The organism is Pseudarthrobacter sp. NPDC092439 (assembly GCF_044754945.1).
Taxonomy (GTDB): domain Bacteria; phylum Actinomycetota; class Actinomycetes; order Actinomycetales; family Micrococcaceae; genus Arthrobacter.
The window spans coordinates 128865-146503 of record NZ_JBIVQB010000006.1; the positions used below are offsets into that span (position 1 = coordinate 128865).

Below are 17639 nucleotides of genomic sequence, written 5' to 3' on the forward strand. Positions count from 1 at the left end.
TGAGCTCCGGAGTCGGTGGGTGGGAACCGCGTCATTGGGGTTCCCGCCGGCTTATCCGGTGCGGTGTTTCTTTCCGTGGAAACTACTTTTCTGCACTTTCAGGCCCCTTTCTAGACTAAAAGTCTGGAAAGAAACGCACTTCTTCGCGTATTCTTCAGAAATGTCGCCTTCAAGCTGGAACCGGGAAGTTTTACAGCCGTCGTCCGTCCCCGCCACCCCGGAACTGGACGTCATCTCGCTGGGCCGCCGCGTTCGCCACCTGCGCAAGCAGGCCGGGCTCACCCTCGATGGCCTGAGCGCCGCCGTCGGCACCGCGCCCAGCCAGCTGAGCCTGATTGAGAACGGCAAGCGCGAACCCAAACTGGGCCTCCTCCAGCAGCTCGCGGGCGCGCTCAATGTGGGCATAGACCAGTTGCTCGGGGCCGAGCCGCCCAGCCGCCGGGCGGCCCTGGAAATCGAACTGGAACGGTACCAGCGTGGACCGTTGTACGAGTCGTTGAACCTGCCGAAAATCCGCGTCAGCTCGCGGCTTCCGCTGGATGTGCTGGAAGCGCAGGTGGGCCTGCTCCACGAACTCGAACGGAAGATGAACGAGCAGGTGGCCACCCCGGAGGAGGCCCGCCGCGCCAACGGCGAACTCCGGGCCATGATGCGTGAGCGGGGCAACTACTTTCCGGAGTACGAGGCCGAGGCGCAAAAGGTTCTCAAGGAGGTTGGATACACCACCGGCCCGCTCAGCCAGCACGTCATCGCGGACATCGCAGCGCACCTCGGATTCAGCCTCCACCACGTGGGCGACCTGCCGCACTCCACCCGCTCAGTGACCGATTTGAAGAACCGCAGAATTTACCTGACTCAGAGCCAGCGGCAGGACCACGACCCCCGCTCGGTGCTGCTCCAGGCCCTGGGCCATTACGTCCTGGGCCATGAAACGCCCAAGAACTACGGCGACTTCCTGGCCCAGCGCGTGGCCACCAACTACTTCGCTGCCGCTCTGCTCCTGCCCGAGCAGGCCACGGTGGAATTTTTGCAAAAGGCCAAGGCGGCCAAGGAAATCGCCGTCGAGGACATCCGGGACGCGTTCGCCGTGTCCTACGAGACCGCGGCCCACCGGTTCACCAACCTGGCCACAAAGCATCTGGGCATCACCACGCACTTCCAGAAGACGCACCAGAGCGGCATCATCTACAAGGCCTATGAGAACGACGGCGTGAACTTCCCGCAGGACCACACCGGGGCCATCGAGGGGCAACCGTCGTGCAAGGCATGGACGTCGCGGGCCGTGTTCGACGTACCGGACAAGTTCAGCGCCTACAGCCAGTACACGGATACTCCTTCCGGAACCTATTGGTGCACTGCCCGCACCGAGCGCTCCGCCACCGGACAGTTTTCGCTGAGCATAGGGGTGCCTTACCAGCACGTTAAGTGGTTCCGCGGACGGGAGACGACGGCGCGCGCCACCTCCAATTGCCCGGACCCCACCTGCTGCAAGCGGCCGCCGGAGGCCCTGACGTCCGAGTGGGCCGGCAACGCCTGGCCGTCGGCGCGGGCGCACTCGCACCTCCTGGCCGCGATGCCGCCGGGCGCTTTCCCGGGTGTGGACGAAACCGAGGTGTACACGTTCCTTCAGGCACACTCCGGCACCTGACCCCAGGACGCTCTCTCACTTAATGCGGGTTGTTTTAGGACGCTCTCTCACCTCGTTGCGGAAAGTGAGAGAGCGTGCGGGTTTTTCCTGCGGTAAGTGAGAGAGCGTGCGGGGGGGGGGGGGGCTCAGTGCCGCAGGTCGCAGGGAAACCTACCTGTAGTACCGCCCCAGCGTCTCGGCTTTGAAGTCGAAGAAGGTGCCGGACTCGATGGCCAGCCGGGCGTCATCCACCATCTTCACCACGAAGCGCTCGTTGTGAATCGAGATCAGGGTGGCGGACAGCATCTCCTTGGCTTTGAACAGGTGGTGGATGTACGCCCGGGAGTAATGGGTACACGCATAGCAGTCGCAGCCGTCCTGCAGGGGACCGAAGTCCCTTTTGTACTTGGCGCCGGAAAGGTTGAACCGCCCGTAGGGGGTGTAGAACGCGGAATTGCGGGCAACCCTGGTGGGGGAGACGCAGTCGAAGGTGTCGGCACCGTTTTCGATGGCGGTGAAGATGTCGTCCGGCTCGGAGATGCCCAGCAGGTGGCGCGGCTTGTCCTCGGGCAGTTCCTCGTTGCACCAGCGGACAATCGTGCCGAGGTTCTCCTTCTCCAGGGCGCCGCCGATCCCGAACCCGTCGAACGGCATGGCGCCAAGGTCCCGGCAGGCCTTCCGGCGCAGGTCCTCGTACTGCGCGCCTTGGATGACGCCGAACAGCGCCTGGTATGGCCTGCCGGCGCGCTCAGCGGTCAGGCGGAAGTGCTCATTGATGCACCGCTCAGCCCACAGCCGGGTCCGTTCCAGGGACTCCTCCTGGTAGCCTCGCGAGTTCTGCAGCGTGGTGAGCTCATCGAACGCGAACATGATATCCGCGCCGATCTTGTGCTGGACCTGCATGGAGATTTCGGGGGAAAAGCGGTGCCGGTCCCCGTTCAGGTGGGATTTGAACCAGACCCCGTCGTCGTCGATATGGGCCAGCCGTTCCTTGCCGGGCGCCACGGCGTCGTCGGGCCCGGAGGCGTCCACGGACTTCATGTCGATGACCTTCTTGAACCCCGAGCCGAGGCTCATCACCTGGAACCCGCCCGAGTCAGTGAAGGTGGGGCCTGGCCAGTTCATGAACGCGCCCAGGCCGCCGGCCTCGTCCAGGATTTCGGCACCGGGCTGCAGGTACAGGTGGTAGGCGTTGGCAAGCACAGCCTGCGCCCCGAGGTCCGCTACCGCTTCGGGCAGCACCGCCTTGACCGTGGCTTTGGTTCCGACGGCGATGAACGCCGGCGTCTGGATCTCGCCGTGCGGGGTGGTGATGGTGCCGGTGCGGCCCAGGAATTCGCCGCCGTTGCGTTCGAGCCGGGCGGACGACGGCGGGCACGATTCAGTCAGGCGGGTGCCCACCTCAAACGAAAACTGTGACTGGACAGCAGGGACGGACGGGGCGGGGTTGGCTGGCACCGTACCAGTGTGCCAGCAAAATCGGCAGTCAGCTCACGGGCCCGGAGGACGGGTAGTTCTCGGCACGCCATGAGTCCCATGAAGATCGGATCGAGTCCAGCCTGGCTGCGCCCAGGTCGTACGTGGACGCCACCACAATGGATCCGTTGTCGGGCTGCACGTCCTTGATCTCCGGATGATCAGCCACGATCAGCAGCCCTTCGCCGTGCCCGGCATAGTCGTGCACGGTAAGCCCCACCTGGTGGCCGGTCCGGAACCATACCTTGCCGGAAATCTCCTCACCCGTGCCCAGGGTGAGCCGATAGTCCTCGCCGGGAGCCGGGAGATCCGTCAGGCCAAGCTTCTGGATGGCCCCGGCACCGGAACCGGACCCGGAATCCCCGCCGGGCAGCTGCAGCGTCAACGTGTGGCGTTTGCCGTGCGGATGCCGTTCCAGCGCGAACCGCAGCTGCTGCAGGAACATGAGCCAGCCCTGCGTGATGTCCTCGTCCCAGGCAGCCCATTCGGAGTTGTGGTCCAGCGCCCCGCGGGTCACGCTGACCCGGGTGCCGCCCGGAGCGGGGTGCAGCTCGAACGTATCCCCGCCGTGGACGGTCAGGCTGGTATGGTCCGCGGATTCCTCCACGTCGCCGGAAAAGTAGATCTCCCTGATCTCGGCATCCAGGTTTTCGGCCTGCCAGCCGTGCCATTGGGCTACTTTTGACGGTTCACGCAGCATGGTCCAGACCTGCGGCGCGTCAGCGTTGATCAGTACGCTCAGATTGTTCGTCATAGCCCCGAATGTACAACTCCCGCCGGGCCGCGGGTAGGGGCGATTTGCTCAGGCGCGGACCGCGTCCAGCTCGTTGCCGATCCGGCGTTCCAGCTCCGAAGCCCCGATGGTCTCCGATCCGCCGTGCGCCCGCAGGAACAGCAGCGATTCGAGCCGCAGCAGCCGCCACTCGCGCTCGGCATCGTGGTTGGAGTTGTCGATGGAGCGGAAGATTTCCTTGTCGTACAGGTTTGGCTCGTTCAGCGACCGCTGCCGCACCTTGGCCGCCATCCGTGCCTTGAACGGGTCAGTTTCCTGGTTTTCCGGCGTGCGCAGCAGCTTCTCATACACCGCGGCGCGCTCGTCCTGCCCCTCCTGGCGGCAGATGTAGCTGGCCAGCGCCAGCGCGGCCTCCACCGAGGACCACCGCCCGGGGTTCCCGTCGTACGGCAGCACGGTGATCAGGTCCGCAACCGACAGGGCCGACTCGGGATCCTTGAGCGTGATGAACAGTTCGTGCGCCAGGTCGCTGAGGTCCTTTAGGCAGCTTCCCGACTTCACGTTCACGCCCTTGGCCAGCCGGTCCGCCAGCAGCAGGACGCCCTCGGAATCCGGGTGCGCCTCGGCAGCGGCCTCCACCACGGATTCGGGCGTGCCCTGCGGCACCGGGATCAGCGCCAGGTCCTCCTCGCTCGGTCCGGGCAGTGCCGGCGGCGCCGGGGGCAGCGGGGGTACGACGACGGCGGGAGCCTCCGCGCCGGGGGCCGCCGTGGCGCCGGACTGCTCGAGCCCGGGCCCCGCCGGGGTGTCCGCGCCGGCTTCCCCGGCGTCCGTCTCCGTGGAGCCCCGGGTTCCGGCCGGTTCCCCGGCCACTGCGCCGGCCGTGCCGGCGAACGGAAGCCGCGTGACGACGTCGTTATCCCGCTCCAGCACCGTTACGGCGGTGCCAACGGCGATGCGCAGGGTGCCGCCGCCGGCCAGGCTGGCGAGCACGAGTGCGGGCGCGCCAAAGTCATCGGGTTCCAGGTCGACGCGGTGGATTTCCGCCGTCCGTTCACCGTCCGGCAGGACGATGGTGCTGCCGGCGGCCAGGGCCCCTGCCTGCTGTTCACTGCGGCGCCTGGCGGCTGGTGATTCGGTCATGGGAGTCCTTACGTTCTCTTGCGGTCCGCCCTACAGTCTACAAAGACGGCGGCCCGGACGTGGGGACGCGCGGCTCCGCCCAGTGGCCTAGAAACCCACGCCGGCGAACGCCAGGGCCTGCCGGATCAGCCCACCCCGGCCACCGCTGAATTCCATTTGAACGCCGGGGCTGAGTACTTCCTCCGGGGTCATCCAGGTCAGTTCCAGCGCGTCCTGGCGGGGCTCGCATTCGCCGGTGACGGGGATGATGTAGGCCAGGGAAACGGCGTGTTGCCGGTCGTCCGTGAAACCGGTCTGCGAGGGCGCGGGAAAGTATTCAGCCACGGTGAACGGCACCGGGCTGATGGGAAGCTGCGGAAAGGCCAGCGGGCCCAGGTCCTTTTCCATGTGGCGGAGCAGTGCCGCCCGGATGGTTTCCCGATAGATGACACGGCCGGACACCAGGGACCGGATCATGGTCCCGTCCTCGTCGGCCTGCAGCAGCGTGCCCACTTCGTTGACAAACCCGAGCGGATCCAGCCTGACCGGAACGGCCTCCACATACACCATGGGCAGCCGGCCGCGGGCCTCAAAAAGGTCCTCTTCTGAGAGCCAGCCGGGATTCGGGTCAGGGGTGCGCAGGTTCATGGTTAAGTTCTACCCCATGGCGTGACGCAGCGAGATCCATACCGTCTCCGGTGCATGGGCCGAGCCACCGGCGTCGGGGCTGGCCACGTGAAGGGTGCTGCCGAACGCCTCCTCGGTGACGGTGGGACTGAACCCCGCGGTGACGAGCCGTTCCCGCAGGGGTTCCAGGCCGCCGTCGTACTCGAATCCCAAGCCGCCGCGGGGATGGCCGGACGCCGGGCGGACCAGGAGGACGCCGCCGTTCTTGGCGGTGAAGTCTGCGGTTTCGTCGTTGTCCGGGACCGGGCGCGGGCGGGCGCCGATATGCAGCAGGGTGGCGGCTGCCGTGCTTGGATCCGGCGTGAACCAGACGCCGACGACGGCGAGCGCCGGGTCGGTGCCGTCCAGCGGGACGGTGCGGGGTGCTTTTTCCGCCGTGAAACTCAAGCCGTCCGGCGCGGTAATCCGGCACGAGTCACCGTCCGCCTGTGCGATGTCTGTCCGCGTGGTGCCCGCCTGGGCGGCGAGGTTGGTGCGGCGGGCAAACTCTGCCGGGTCGCCCACCTCCACGGAGAATGCGGTGGTGCCGTCCTCGGCGGACCCGGCCGCGACCTGCCGCAGCACCAGCCTGCCGGAGCCGGCGGTGAAGACCCGGCGGCCGCCGTCGTCCTCTCCGCCGGTCATCCCGAGTGCGGTCAGGAGCCGTTCCCAGCTCCGGGCGCTGGAGGTGGAATGAATGGGTCGGACACGCAGCATGGGGTACTCCTCGAATCCGGAACAGCGAAGATACCGCCATCATGCCACCTCCCGAAGTCTCCGGCACCGTGCAAAATAGGGCCATGGCCATTGAACTTGAGGAGCTGCTGGTGGCAGATGCCGCTGCGTGGCGGGCCTGGCTGGAAACGAATCACCGGGACAGTCCGGGCGTGTGGCTGGTTCTCCATAAGAAGGGCGGGAACGTCACCCGGCTGGATTACGATGCGGCGCTGGACGAGGCGCTGTGCTTTGGATGGATTGACGGCCAGGTCAGGAAGCGCGATGCCGGGAGCTACCTCCAGCGGATGACGCGCCGCGCCCCCAAGAGCCCGTGGTCAGCCAGGAACGTGAGGCGCGCGGGACGGCTCGAAGCCGCTGGCCGGATGGACGACGCGGGCCGCGCCGCCGTCGAAAGTGCGCAGGCTGACGGGCGGTGGGAGGCGGCGTATGCCGGGCAGGCGGCGGCGGTAGTCCCGGACGACCTCGCCGCAGCGATCGCCGCCGTTCCGGAAGCGCAGGCGATGTTCGATGTCCTGACATCGGTGAATCGGTTCGCGCTGATCTACCGGACGGACTCGGTGAAGCAGGCGGCAACGCGGGAACGCAGGATTGCCGCTTTTGTAGAGATGCTGGCGCGCGGGGAGACGCCGTACCCGCAGAAGAGGAAGCCCGCCTGAGTACCCGGTCCTGCGAACACGGCGCCCGGCCCGGTCAGGCCGCGGCGGCTGCATCCCGTCGGTCTGCGATGGCCGCGGCCGCCTCCAGCGCCATCCATGCCTGCAGCTGGGTGGAAAGTTCGACGGCGGCCCCCGGCGGATACGTTTCCCCCGCCCGCCGTGCGGCCTGCAGGGAGAAGATCGAAGCGTTACGGCCTGCGGGTGACAGGCCCGCCGACTCCTCCGGGGCCAGCGGGCGCCGGCCCGCCCAAAAAGCCTCGGCGGTGTCCAGCACCAGGCGGGCGGCCGTTTCCCGCGTAGCCTCGGGCAGCTTCTGCTCTGTAGCGGCCAGTGCCAGGTAGCGGCAGAGGATCCCGGTGAACAGACCGCCGTCGCCGTTTCCATCACAGCGCAGGATCCTGCGGGGCTCAGCGGACTCAGCGGACTCCGGGGACTCAGCGGACTCGGGGGAGCCGGGCGCTGCAGGGGTGGCTACGGTCAGGTGCCGGTCAACCGCAGCCACCACGGCAGCCACGCGGGCCAGGTTTTCCTCGCCGCCAAGCTCAAGGAGTGCCCCCAGCACCGGCCCCTGGTTGTACGTGTACACGGTGCGTTCCAGGACCACTTCGCCGGCGGGGTTCAGCCGGACGCCGTCCAGGTAGAGGCCGCGATCGGCGTCGAAGAGCGTCGCGTCCAGCCAGTCCAGCAGCGCCTGGGCTTTGGCCTGCCGGTCGGTCCGGGCGTAGAAGAGTGCAATGGGCGCAGTGGCGGGCGTGTTTTTGAAGTCCCGCGCCTTGCTCCAGAAGACGCCGCCGCCCAGGTCCGTGGTGGCGGCGGAATCGAACTGCAGCGCCAGCGACTTCCGCACCGCTGCGTTGCGCCGGCGGCCCGGCCTGCGGGTTTCCCCGGCCAGCCGGTCCAGCCGTTCGGTGGCAAGGGCCAGCCAGGCCATGTCGTCGTAGTAGTTGTTGACGAAGGTGAAGGCGTTGCGGAGCCGGATGCCGGTCACCAGCCGCGAGGCAAGCCGCCCGGCGCTGGGCCGGTCCGGACCGTTGAACCGGGCCGCAGGCGTGGCGCCGCCGCCGAGTTCCCGCCGGCCGGTGTCCACCAGGCAGTCCACGTAATGAGCCTGCCACCAGTAGTGCCACGGCTGGAACAGCGCCCGGATGGCATTTCCCTGGATGAGCCCCTCCAGCCACCCCGCGGCCCGCCCGGACCCCGAGCGTCCTGACGGGGAGCGCCCGGACCAGGAAACGGCGCCCAGGTGCGTTCCCGGAAGCAGCAGCAGCTTCCTGCCGAAAAGCGCGGTGACGGAGCGGGCGGCATGGTTGGCGCGGTCGTGCCACTGCGGGCGGGCTGCATCCGGAAGCGTCATGCGTTCCACCCTAGCCAAGCCCGCCGAAGGGCCAAAAGGGTGCAGCCGCGGCGCATTTCAGTTAACATTCACTAACTAACATTCCTGTCCGCGCGGCGGCCGGGGACCGCATCAAGGAGGATGTATGGACGTTGCAGGCAGCGTTGCGCTGATTACCGGAGGCGCCTCGGGGCTGGGTGCCGCCACGGCCCGGAGGATGTTCGACGACGGCGCCTCCGTGGTGCTCGTGGACCTCCCGTCGTCGGCCGGGGAGGCTTTTGCCGCGGAACTGAACGCTGCCGGGGATGGCCGGCGCGCCGTCTTTGTCCCCGCGGACGTGACCAACGAGGCGCAGGTGCAGGCCGCCGTCGACACCGCCATGGGCCTGGGCCCGCTCCGCGTGGTGGTGAACTGCGCCGGCATCGCCACGCCGGGGAAAGTGCTGGGGCGCGACGGCGTGCTGCCGCTGGACTCCTTCAGCCGCGTGGTCCAGGTGAACCTGATCGGGACGTTCAACGTGCTGCGGCTGGCCGCGGCGGCGATGGTCACCACCGAACCTGCCGCCACCGAACTCGGCGGTCCGGAACGCGGCGTCATCATCAACACGGCCTCCGTGGCGGCGTTTGACGGGCAGATCGGGCAGTCCGCGTACGCGGCCTCCAAGGGTGCCGTAGCCGCGATGACGCTGCCCATCGCCCGCGAACTGGCGCGCTCGCTGGTCCGCGTTGTCACCATCGCGCCGGGCATTTTCGAGACCCCAATGATGGCCGGGCTGCCGCAGGAGGCGCAGGATTCCCTGGGGGCGCAGGTGCCGCACCCGTCGCGGCTGGGCCGGCCCGCCGAGTACGCCAGCCTGGTGGCGCACATTGTGGACAACGCCATGCTCAACGGCGAAACCATCCGCCTCGACGGCGCCATCCGGATGGGACCCAAGTGAGTCCCGCGGCCACGGCGGTCCTGCCGGAAGCGGACTTCTTCGCCTACGAGTCCCTGCTCAGCCAGGGCGAACGGGACAAGCTCGCCGAGCTGCGCGCCTTCCTCGCAGTGGAAATCGCGCCGTATGCGGGGGATTGGTGGAACAAGGCCGAATTTCCCGCGCATATCCTGCCCAAGCTCGCCGCCCTGGAGCTGAGCACGCCGGCCCAGCGCGGGTACAGCAACCTCTTCGCCGGTCTGGTCATTGCGGAAATGACCCGCGTGGACACGTCGATCGCCACGTTTTTCATGGTCCACCATGACCTCTTCGTCGAGTCCCTCTACGCGTTCGGCACCCCGGACCAGCGCGGGCGGCTCCTCTCGGACGCGGCAAACCTGCGGATCACGGGCGCCTTCGCGCTGACTGAACCCGACCATGGCTCGGACGTGGCCGGCGGCATGGAGACCCGCGCCCGTCGCATTTCTTCCACCACGGGAAAGCCCGACGACGGCGGGGATGCCTGGGTGCTCAACGGTGCCAAGCGATGGATCGGCAACGGGACATTCTGCGACTACATGCTGGTGTGGGCGAAGGACGAGGCGGACGGCGCCGTCCGCGGATTCATCGTGGACGCGACCCTGCCCGGCGTGACCCGGAGCCGGATTGAAAACAAGATCGCCCTGCGGACGGTACAGAACGCCGACATCGCGTTCCAGGACGTCCGGGTGGCGGAAGCAGACCGGTTCGCAGCCATCAGCAGCTTCGAGGACACCAACGAACTCCTGCGCGGCTCCCGGATCATGGTGGCCTGGCAGGCGGTGGGCCAACAGCTCGCCGCCTTCGACGTTGCCCGCCAATATGCCGTGGAGCGCCATCAGTTCGGCCGCCCGCTCGCCAAATTCCAGCTCATCCAGCAGCAGCTGGTGACCATGCTGGGCAATGCCGTGGCCAGCATGGGGATGATGGCCGGGCTGGCCCGGCTGCAGGACGAAGGCGCCGCGGACATGGCGCAGGTTGCCCTGGCCAAGTCCTTCATCAGCGCCCGCATGCGCGAAACCGTGGCGCTCGGCCGGTCCATCCTCGGCGGCAATGGAATCGTCACCGACTACCGCATGGCCAAGATTTTCGCCGACGCCGAGGCCATCTACACCTACGAGGGCTCGTACGAGATCAACAGCCTGATCGTGGGGCGGTCCGTCACGGGAATGTCCGCGATCGTGTAGGCGGCCCGGGGGAGGGGTGGCTTCATTCCTCCGGGAACGGCCGCTTCTCCCCGGCCTCCACGCGCGCGTCCAGGCTGTTGTTCCGCACCGGCATGGGGCACGTGCCGTAAGGCGTGAAGGCGCTTGGGTAGTTGATGGCCCGGTTGAAGTCCAGGACCACGCTGAACGTCCCGTTCGGATTGGGGCGGGGCCGTGGCATGGACAGCTTGCGCCAGTCGTCGGTCGTGTCGCCGTTGGTCTCGTCGTGGAAGGTCACGGTGAGGGCACCCAGCTTTTCCTCTTCCGCCTGCAGTCGGAATTCATGGCTGCTGCCGGGCAACCGGAACAGAACTGCGCCCACCGTCCGGTGCACGCCGTCAACCAGCGGATTGGCGGTGCCTATAGGCACGGCCACCGGTTCAGGGTAGGGCTCGAAGCGGCCAGTGACCTCCCAGGCCGGGTCGTACGGGAAAGTGGGAACGCCGGCGAACGCGGTCAGCACCGGCGAGGCGGAATCCCTGGTCCGAAGGGCGTACCGGCCACCGCGCATGGCGAGCTCCACCATCACCCGGTCCCCGTTCGGCCCTCCGAACCGGACCCACATCAGCGATTCCCCGTCGGCAAGCGCCGCCGTGACGGTTCCGTCCACCGGCCCGCCTGTCTCCACCAGCGAAAGCCCGTCGGCTGGCACTGCGGTAAGCGCCGCCGTCGTGCCGTCCGTGGACCAGAGCCCCGGGACACCCTCGACGGCGGCAGGAGAGTCCGCGAGCCAGGCGAACGAGGTGAGGCTGAGCCAGCCGTGGCGGGCTGCGAGGGCGCTGTTGCGGTTGGCGCGGAAACGCTGCCAGCGCTCGAATCCGGCGTCCGGGGCCCAGGTCATGGTTCCTCCCGGGAAGTGCGGACGGGGGCTCTTCCTATGGCGGCGGCCACCAGCTCAGCCGCGGCTGAGCGGGCGGCGTCTGCCGCGGCGGGGTCCGCGTCCAGCGCGCCGCCGGCCAGGCCGCCGTCGAGCAGCAGCGAAAGGCTGCGGGCCAGACGGGCCGGATCGCCGGCTCCAGCCTGGTCCGCCAGGGTCTCCAGCCAATGTAGGATCTGCTGTTTGTGGGCCACGGTCCGCTGGTGCACCCTGGTTCCGGCGGCGGACTCGGCGGCCGCGTTGATAAAGGCGCAGCCACGGTACCCGTCGCGGCGGCAGGCGGTGCCGAGGGCGTCAAAGAGTCCCACCAGCTGGCCCGCGGGCTCCGGTCCGGCGGCTTCCGCGGCAGCCTTCAATTGCCCGGTCCAGACGGCGTCCACTTTCTCCAGGTAGGCGAGGATCAGGTCATCCTTGGCCGGGAAGTATTTGTAGAACGTGGCTTTGGCCACCCCGGATTCGGCGATGATTGTATCGATTCCCGCGGCCCGCAGTCCGTGGGCATAGAAGAGCCGAAAAGCGGTGGTAAGGATTTTTTCCCTTGCCTGCCCGGCGGGTGTCCTGGTGCCCGGGGCCGGTGTCGGCGTCATGAGTCCATCGTACACAGACCGGTCTGTCTTGGGCGTGTTCCTTGCAGTAGACAGGTCTGTCTGATAGCGTCACGGCGAGCAGGGCAGACAAGTCTGTCTGCCGAGGCAATGAACGGAAAGAGGGCGGGACATGAAGATTGCGGTTTTTGGAACCGGCATGGTGGGAACGGCCGTAGCCGGGGCACTCTCGGCCAACGGCCATGACGTCACGGTGGGAACGCGGGACCCCGAGGCCACGCTGGCCCGGACCGCAGCGGGACCCATGGGCGGTACACCCTTCGCCGAGTGGCATGCGGAACACCGGGAGATTCCGGTGGCCGGCTACGCCGAAGCGGCAGAGGGCAGCGACCTCATCGTTAATGCGACCAACGGCAGCGGTTCCCTGGCCGCCCTGGAGGCCGCGGGAGCGCGCAACCTGGCCGGCAGGATCGTCGTCGACATCGCCAACCCGCTCGACTTCTCGGCGGGATTCCCGCCGTCGCTGAACCCGGTCAACACGGACAGCCTGGGTGAACAGCTCCAGCGCGCCTTCCCTGACGCGCGCGTGGTGAAGACGCTCAACACCATGAACGCCGCCATCATGGTGGACCCTGGAAGCGTAGCCGGAGGTGACCATTCCGTGTTCCTCTCGGGAAATGACGATGACGCCAAGGGCGTGGTGCGCGGTCTCCTGGGCGAGTTCGGCCACCGGGACATCATCGACCTGGGTGACATCACCACCGCCCGCGGCACCGAAATGGTGCTTCCCCTGTGGCTTCGGCTGTGGGGTGCGCTGGGCCACGCCGACTTCAATTTCAAGGTGGCGCGCGCGGCCGGTTAGGCGAGGACGGTTGACGCACGTTACCGGGGCCGATGACATTATCTGAGATGGATTCCCACGCGGCGCCGGCCTGCGGGTAGCATCTTTAGCTAGTAACGCGGCTCACAGTATCCAGCGCAGTGTACGAGCCAAGTCCCGAACCCTCGAAAGATTAGTTTCCATGGCTCACACTGCAATGAATTCCGAATCCGATCTCGCTTCCGAGCTCCGGGCTGACGTCCGGCGGGTTTCCACGCTGCTCGGCGAATCCCTGGTCCGGCAGCACGGCCCCGAGCTCCTGGACCTGGTGGAGCAGGTGCGGCTCCTCACCAAGGAGTCCAAGGAAGCGGCGCGTGGGGGTGCGGACGCCACGGGCCCGTGGAGCGCGCACGACGTCGTTGCCCAGGTCCGCGAGCTCCTCGGTTCCCTGCCGATCGAGCAGGCGACCGACCTGGTGCGCGCTTTTGCCTTCTACTTCCACCTCGCCAACGCTGCCGAGCAGGTCCACCGGGTGCGCGGGCTGCGCACCCGCGCCGAAAAGGACGGCTGGCTTGCCAAGGCCGTGGCGGACATCGCGGACAAGGCCGGCGCCGGAGTGCTCCAGGAAGTGGTGGACGGGCTGGACGTCCGCCCCATCTTCACCGCCCACCCTACCGAGGCGTCCCGACGCTCGGTGCTGGACAAGATTCGCAAGCTCTCGGATGTTCTGGCGCAGCCCACGGCCGAGGGAACCACGGCCCGCCGCCGCCAGGACCGCCAGCTGGCCGAGATCATCGACCAAATGTGGCAGACGGACGAACTCCGGCAGGTCCGCCCCACGCCCGTGGACGAGGCCCGCAACGCCATCTACTACCTCAGCGGCATCCTCACCGACACCATGCCGGAGATCCTGACGGACTTCTCCGGGCTCCTGGGCGAACACGGCGTCAGCATGCCCTCCCATGACGCGCCCATCCGGTTCGGGTCCTGGATCGGCGGGGACCGCGACGGCAACCCGAATGTCACCGCGGCGGTCACCCGGGAAATCCTGCAGATCCAAAACCAGAACGCGGTGCGGATCAGCATCGGCATGATCGATGAACTGATCTCCATCCTGTCCAACTCCACGGCCCTGGCCGGCGCAGACCAGCAGCTCCTGGACTCGATCGAGGAGGACCTGAAGAAGCTGCCGGGCCTGGACAAGCGCGTTCTTGAGCTCAACGCGCAGGAGCCCTACCGGCTGAAGCTCACCTGTATCAAAGCCAAGCTGATCAACACCGGCAAACGGGTGGCTGCAGACTCCAACCACCAGCACGGCCGGGACTACAGTGGCACGGACGAGCTCCTGGCCGATCTCGACCTGCTGGAACTGTCCCTCCGCAACCACTCGGCCACCCTCGCGGCGGACGGTGCCCTGGCCCGCGCCCGCCGCGCCATCGCCTCCTTCGGCCTGCACCTGGCCACGCTGGACATCCGCGAACACGCGGACCACCACCACGACGCCGTTGGGCAGCTGATGGACCGCCTCGGCGGCCCCGGCCTGCGCTACGCCGAGCTGAGCCGGGAGGAGCGTTTCGAGGTGCTCGGCTCCGAGCTCGCCTCCCGCCGTCCCCTCTCCGGCCACCCGATCAAGCTCGACGGCGCCGCCGACGGCACGTACGACGTCTTCCGCGAGATCCGTCGCGCCCTGCGCGCCTACGGCCCCGATGTCATAGAGACCTACATCATCTCGATGACCCGCGGTGCGGACGACGTCCTGGCCGCAGCCGTCCTGGCGCGCGAGGCAGGCCTGGTCAATTTGTTCGGTGAGAAGCCGTACGCCAAGATCGGCTTCGCGCCGCTGCTGGAAACCGTTGAGGAACTGCGCGCTTCCGCCGAAATCATCGACCAGCTGCTGTCCGACCCGTCCTACCGCGACCTCGTCCGGCTGCGCGGGGACATCCAGGAAATCATGCTGGGGTACTCGGATTCCAACAAGGAGTCCGGGGTGATGACCAGCCAGTGGGAGATCCACAAGACCCAGCGTAAGCTGCGGGACGTGGCCGCCAAGCATGGCGTGCGGGTTCGCCTCTTCCACGGCCGCGGCGGTTCCGTGGGCCGCGGCGGCGGCCCCACGTACGACGCCATCATGGCCCAGCCCAACGGCGTCCTTGAGGGCGAAATCAAGTTCACCGAACAGGGCGAGGTCATCTCGGACAAGTACTCCCTGCCGGAGCTGGCCCGCGAAAACCTGGAACTTTCCTTGGCCGCAGTCCTGCAGGGGTCTGCCCTGCACCGGGACCCGCGCACCTCGGAGGACCAGCGCGAACGCTACGGGCACGTCATGGAGGTCATCTCCGATGCCGCGTTCGACCGCTACCGCCAGCTGATCGACCACCCGGACCTGCCTGCCTACTTCCTGGCGTCCACCCCTGTTGAGCAGCTGGGTTCGCTGAACATCGGCTCACGGCCATCCAAGCGACCCGACTCCGGTGCCGGGCTGGGCGGGCTGCGGGCCATTCCGTGGGTCTTCGGCTGGACTCAGTCCCGGCAGATCGTGCCGGGATGGTTCGGTGTGGGGTCGGGGCTCAAGGCCGCACGCGAGGCCGGGAACTCCGGGCAACTGGCTGAGATGATGGAGAACTGGCACTTCTTCCGCTCGGTGCTCTCTAATGTGGAGATGACCCTGGCCAAGACGGACATGGACATCGCCGGTTACTACGTGGCCACCCTGGTCCCGGAAGAACTGCACCACCTCTTCCGCACCATCCGCGAGGAGTACGAGCTCACGGTCAGCGAGATCCAGAAGCTCACCGGCGAAAACCTGCTCCTGGACGCGCAGCCCACCCTCAAGCGTTCCCTCGAAATCCGCGACCAGTACCTGGACCCGATCAGCTACCTGCAGGTTGAACTGCTCCGCCGCGTCCGGGCGAATGATGCCGAAGCCGCGGGAACCGTCAGCGCCGGCGAGATTGATGAGCGCCTGCAGCGGGCCATGCTGATCACCGTGAACGGGGTGGCAGCCGGCCTGCGCAACACCGGCTAACCCGACGCTCTCTCACTTAACGTCGCTCTTCCTGTGACGCTCTCTCACCTAATGCCGGTTTTACCCAAACCCTCTCTCACCCCTCCGCGCTATCGCCCGGGAGGTGAGAGAGGGTTTGGGGATTTTGGGCAACAAATGAGAGAGCGTCTTGGCGCAGCCTCTCGGCTAAGCACCCGGGGCCCGGCTTAGGCTGCTAGGGGCAAGCGACGTTCCAATTAAAAGTCGCCAGGACTCCGTCAGGATTCCCCTGCCACAGGTAAGCGTGGAGGTCGTAGTGAATAGGCATGCCGGGAGCATGTCCTGGCATGGGACCATCGAACGCCGTCCCGAACATACTTGGCCGGTCATTGTCGGTAGCCAGGTCCTGGTCCGCATCCACCTTGAACCATTCCGCAGCGACCAGCCGGAGTTCTCCTGCCTCGTCAACCGCATACGTGAAGGCATCCGGCACCAGCGGGTTCAACTGGCCGAACTGCTGGAAATTAACGTAGTGGTAACCCATACCTGGAACACAGTCACCTACGGGTACGTAGCCTGCTGCAATGGCGACGTTGACATCGTGGTACTGGGCGGTAGCCTGCCGAACCTGTGCAAGGTCCTTCTGGCCTGCGGCTGACGCGCCGCTGATGGTGAGCATTGATACCAGCAGACCTGCAGATAATGCAGCCAACAGGCGAATTAGCGTCCGTCTCATGTTCGTTCTTCTTTCTTGAAAGTGGGTAGAAACGATGAGACCGCGGCCATATTCTAGACCCGTGCTCCCGGTAAAACCATGCCCTGTGCACTTATTTGAGAGAGCGTTTGGGAACCTAGTGCATTAAGTGGGAGAGCGTTTGGGAGTTAAGGGCATTAGGTGAGAGAGGGTTGGGGGATCTTGGGTATTAAGTGGGAGAGGGTTTGGGCGGGCTAGGGTGGAGGGCATGCCTTCGTTCCAAGCCCGCCTGAAGATCACCGGCTTGCGGCCCGGCAATCCGCCCGAGGCCGTCATGGACGCCGCCGTCGAAGCGCTCGGAACCCGCCATCACGTGGAAGCCCACCAGCTCCAGATCGCCGGAGGCGTGCCGCAGCTGAACCTGCGGTTCCTCGTGGAGGCGACCGGGTACAGCGGTGAGAACCGCCAGGCGGTGGAGTCGGGCGCCATGATGCGCGACGCCGTCGAACGTGTTGCCTTGACCGGCTCGCTCACCGTGCTCCGCCGCAGCCGGGGCCGCTGGCTGCCGGTGTGAGGTCAGGCGCAGTGTGAGGTCAGGCGGGCGGTTCATCCACGGGGGAACGGTTGCCGCGCCGCCTGGTCGCGATGACTCCGACCGCCGCGCCCACCACGAGCCCCAGCGCGACGCCGATGAGCGAACTCGCCCAAAACGGCAGCCCGGTGGCCGATCCCGTGAAGTAGCCGAGTCCCACCAGCCAGCAGGCCCACAGCACTGCTCCAAGCCCGGCGCAGAGGCTGAAACCGCGAACTGAAACGCTGGCGATACCGGCCGCCGCTGAGGTGGCCAGCCGGCCGCCGGGGATGAACCGCGCCCCGATGATGGTGCCGTAGGTGGACGTGCGGCCGGCTTTCGCGATGGCTTCGCGGATGCCGCGGTGGACCCGGCGGCCCCAGCGCCAGCGGTCCAGGACATGGCTGAGGCGGCGGCGGAAGAGCTGGAACACCACCATGTCGCCGACCCAGGATGCCAGCGCGGCAAGCAGGAGCACCAGGAAAACGTTGGCCCGGCCATCCGCGGAGAGCGCGCCGCCGGTGATGACCACCATCTCGGACGGGACTGGCGGGAAAATGGCATCACCGAGCACAACGGGGATGATCCAGAAATAGATCGCCGCGCCCCAGCTGTCCGCGCTGCCGAAGTCCATGCGGACA

The 17639-nt window shown here is 67.2% G+C and carries 17 protein-coding genes; 7 read left to right on the plus strand and 10 right to left on the minus strand.

Annotated features, from left to right (window positions below; genetic code table 11):
• Nucleotides 1–160: 160 nt before the first annotated feature.
• Complete coding sequence (locus ACIQCM_RS13370; protein WP_400606703.1) at nt 161–1648, plus strand: helix-turn-helix domain-containing protein; 1488 nt, start codon at nt 161–163, stop codon at nt 1646–1648.
• 150 nt (nt 1649–1798) lie between these two features.
• On the opposite strand, the gene tgt is transcribed toward ACIQCM_RS13370, so the two are convergent.
• From tgt to ACIQCM_RS13395, 5 genes are all read right to left on the minus strand, one after another.
• Entirely contained in the window at nt 1799–3085 is a 1287-nt protein-coding gene (gene tgt, locus ACIQCM_RS13375) for a tRNA guanosine(34) transglycosylase Tgt (RefSeq protein ID WP_400606705.1), read from the minus strand.
• A gap of 28 nt (nt 3086–3113) precedes the next feature.
• The gene (locus ACIQCM_RS13380) at nt 3114–3857 is read right to left on the minus strand and encodes an SRPBCC domain-containing protein (RefSeq protein WP_400606707.1); all 744 of its coding nucleotides are present in this window, start codon (nt 3855–3857) and stop codon (nt 3114–3116) included.
• A 48-nt stretch (nt 3858–3905) separates the two neighbouring features.
• Entirely contained in the window at nt 3906–4979 is a 1074-nt protein-coding gene (locus ACIQCM_RS13385) for a DUF6707 family protein (protein ID WP_400606709.1), read from the minus strand.
• An 87-nt stretch (nt 4980–5066) separates the two neighbouring features.
• Entirely contained in the window at nt 5067–5606 is a 540-nt protein-coding gene (locus ACIQCM_RS13390) for an NUDIX hydrolase family protein (RefSeq protein WP_400606711.1), read from the minus strand.
• A 9-nt stretch (nt 5607–5615) separates the two neighbouring features.
• The gene (locus ACIQCM_RS13395) at nt 5616–6341 is read right to left on the minus strand and encodes a VOC family protein (protein ID WP_400606713.1); all 726 of its coding nucleotides are present in this window, start codon (nt 6339–6341) and stop codon (nt 5616–5618) included.
• A gap of 83 nt (nt 6342–6424) precedes the next feature.
• Between ACIQCM_RS13395 and ACIQCM_RS13400 the strand changes: the two genes are divergently transcribed.
• On the plus strand, nt 6425–7018 hold the full coding sequence (locus ACIQCM_RS13400; RefSeq protein ID WP_400606715.1) for a YdeI family protein: 594 nt from the start codon (nt 6425–6427) through the stop codon (nt 7016–7018).
• 34 nt (nt 7019–7052) lie between these two features.
• Here ACIQCM_RS13400 and ACIQCM_RS13405 read toward each other — a convergent pair whose 3' ends face one another.
• On the minus strand, nt 7053–8372 hold the full coding sequence (locus tag ACIQCM_RS13405; RefSeq protein WP_400606717.1) for a glycoside hydrolase family 76 protein: 1320 nt from the start codon (nt 8370–8372) through the stop codon (nt 7053–7055).
• 124 nt (nt 8373–8496) lie between these two features.
• Between ACIQCM_RS13405 and ACIQCM_RS13410 the strand changes: the two genes are divergently transcribed.
• Complete coding sequence (locus ACIQCM_RS13410; RefSeq protein WP_400606719.1) at nt 8497–9288, plus strand: 3-hydroxyacyl-CoA dehydrogenase; 792 nt, start codon at nt 8497–8499, stop codon at nt 9286–9288.
• The gene (locus ACIQCM_RS13415; protein WP_400606722.1) at nt 9285–10490 is read left to right on the plus strand and encodes an acyl-CoA dehydrogenase family protein; all 1206 of its coding nucleotides are present in this window, start codon (nt 9285–9287) and stop codon (nt 10488–10490) included. The genes ACIQCM_RS13410 and ACIQCM_RS13415 overlap by 4 nt, the downstream gene beginning before the upstream one ends.
• 22 nt (nt 10491–10512) lie before the next feature.
• On the opposite strand, the gene ACIQCM_RS13420 is transcribed toward ACIQCM_RS13415, so the two are convergent.
• Nucleotides 10513–11349, minus strand: coding sequence for a DUF1684 domain-containing protein (locus ACIQCM_RS13420; RefSeq protein WP_400606724.1), 837 nt, complete (start codon nt 11347–11349; stop codon nt 10513–10515).
• On the minus strand, nt 11346–11972 hold the full coding sequence (locus tag ACIQCM_RS13425; protein ID WP_400606726.1) for a TetR/AcrR family transcriptional regulator: 627 nt from the start codon (nt 11970–11972) through the stop codon (nt 11346–11348). Before ACIQCM_RS13425 ends, ACIQCM_RS13420 begins: the two co-directional genes overlap by 4 nt.
• Before the next feature lie 130 nt (nt 11973–12102).
• Between ACIQCM_RS13425 and ACIQCM_RS13430 the strand changes: the two genes are divergently transcribed.
• Nucleotides 12103–12792, plus strand: a complete 690-nt coding sequence (locus ACIQCM_RS13430) for an NADPH-dependent F420 reductase (protein WP_400606728.1) — start codon at nt 12103–12105, stop codon at nt 12790–12792.
• A gap of 160 nt (nt 12793–12952) precedes the next feature.
• Nucleotides 12953–15775, plus strand: coding sequence for a phosphoenolpyruvate carboxylase (gene ppc, locus ACIQCM_RS13435; RefSeq protein ID WP_400606730.1), 2823 nt, complete (start codon nt 12953–12955; stop codon nt 15773–15775).
• Between the two features lie 193 nt (nt 15776–15968).
• Here ppc and ACIQCM_RS13440 read toward each other — a convergent pair whose 3' ends face one another.
• Complete coding sequence (locus tag ACIQCM_RS13440; RefSeq protein WP_400606732.1) at nt 15969–16412, minus strand: hypothetical protein; 444 nt, start codon at nt 16410–16412, stop codon at nt 15969–15971.
• Between the two features lie 283 nt (nt 16413–16695).
• On the opposite strand from ACIQCM_RS13440, the gene ACIQCM_RS13445 reads away from it, so the two are divergent.
• Nucleotides 16696–17001, plus strand: coding sequence for a hypothetical protein (locus ACIQCM_RS13445; protein WP_400606734.1), 306 nt, complete (start codon nt 16696–16698; stop codon nt 16999–17001).
• A gap of 19 nt (nt 17002–17020) precedes the next feature.
• On the opposite strand, the gene ACIQCM_RS13450 is transcribed toward ACIQCM_RS13445, so the two are convergent.
• Nucleotides 17021–17632 (minus strand): DedA family protein, encoded by a 612-nt coding sequence (locus tag ACIQCM_RS13450; RefSeq protein ID WP_400606737.1) that lies wholly within the window; start codon nt 17630–17632, stop codon nt 17021–17023.
• Nucleotides 17633–17639 lie beyond the last annotated feature (7 nt).

Coding starts and splice junctions, on each gene's coding strand:
- ACIQCM_RS13370 (WP_400606703.1), top strand. CDS start 161: ATGTCGCCTTCAAGCTGGAACCGGGAAGTTTTACAGCCGTCGTCCGTC.
- ACIQCM_RS13380 (WP_400606707.1), bottom strand. CDS start 3,857: ATGACGAACAATCTGAGCGTACTGATCAACGCTGACGCGCCGCAGGTC.
- ACIQCM_RS13385 (WP_400606709.1), bottom strand. CDS start 4,979: ATGACCGAATCACCAGCCGCCAGGCGCCGCAGTGAACAGCAGGCAGGG.
- ACIQCM_RS13390 (WP_400606711.1), bottom strand. CDS start 5,606: ATGAACCTGCGCACCCCTGACCCGAATCCCGGCTGGCTCTCAGAAGAG.
- ACIQCM_RS13395 (WP_400606713.1), bottom strand. CDS start 6,341: ATGCTGCGTGTCCGACCCATTCATTCCACCTCCAGCGCCCGGAGCTGG.
- ACIQCM_RS13400 (WP_400606715.1), top strand. CDS start 6,425: ATGGCCATTGAACTTGAGGAGCTGCTGGTGGCAGATGCCGCTGCGTGG.
- ACIQCM_RS13405 (WP_400606717.1), bottom strand. CDS start 8,372: ATGACGCTTCCGGATGCAGCCCGCCCGCAGTGGCACGACCGCGCCAAC.
- ACIQCM_RS13410 (WP_400606719.1), top strand. CDS start 8,497: ATGGACGTTGCAGGCAGCGTTGCGCTGATTACCGGAGGCGCCTCGGGG.
- ACIQCM_RS13420 (WP_400606724.1), bottom strand. CDS start 11,349: ATGACCTGGGCCCCGGACGCCGGATTCGAGCGCTGGCAGCGTTTCCGC.
- ACIQCM_RS13425 (WP_400606726.1), bottom strand. CDS start 11,972: ATGACGCCGACACCGGCCCCGGGCACCAGGACACCCGCCGGGCAGGCA.
- ACIQCM_RS13430 (WP_400606728.1), top strand. CDS start 12,103: ATGAAGATTGCGGTTTTTGGAACCGGCATGGTGGGAACGGCCGTAGCC.
- ppc (WP_400606730.1), top strand. CDS start 12,953: ATGGCTCACACTGCAATGAATTCCGAATCCGATCTCGCTTCCGAGCTC.
- ACIQCM_RS13440 (WP_400606732.1), bottom strand. CDS start 16,412: ATGCTCACCATCAGCGGCGCGTCAGCCGCAGGCCAGAAGGACCTTGCA.
- ACIQCM_RS13445 (WP_400606734.1), top strand. CDS start 16,696: ATGCCTTCGTTCCAAGCCCGCCTGAAGATCACCGGCTTGCGGCCCGGC.
- ACIQCM_RS13450 (WP_400606737.1), bottom strand. CDS start 17,632: ATGGACTTCGGCAGCGCGGACAGCTGGGGCGCGGCGATCTATTTCTGG.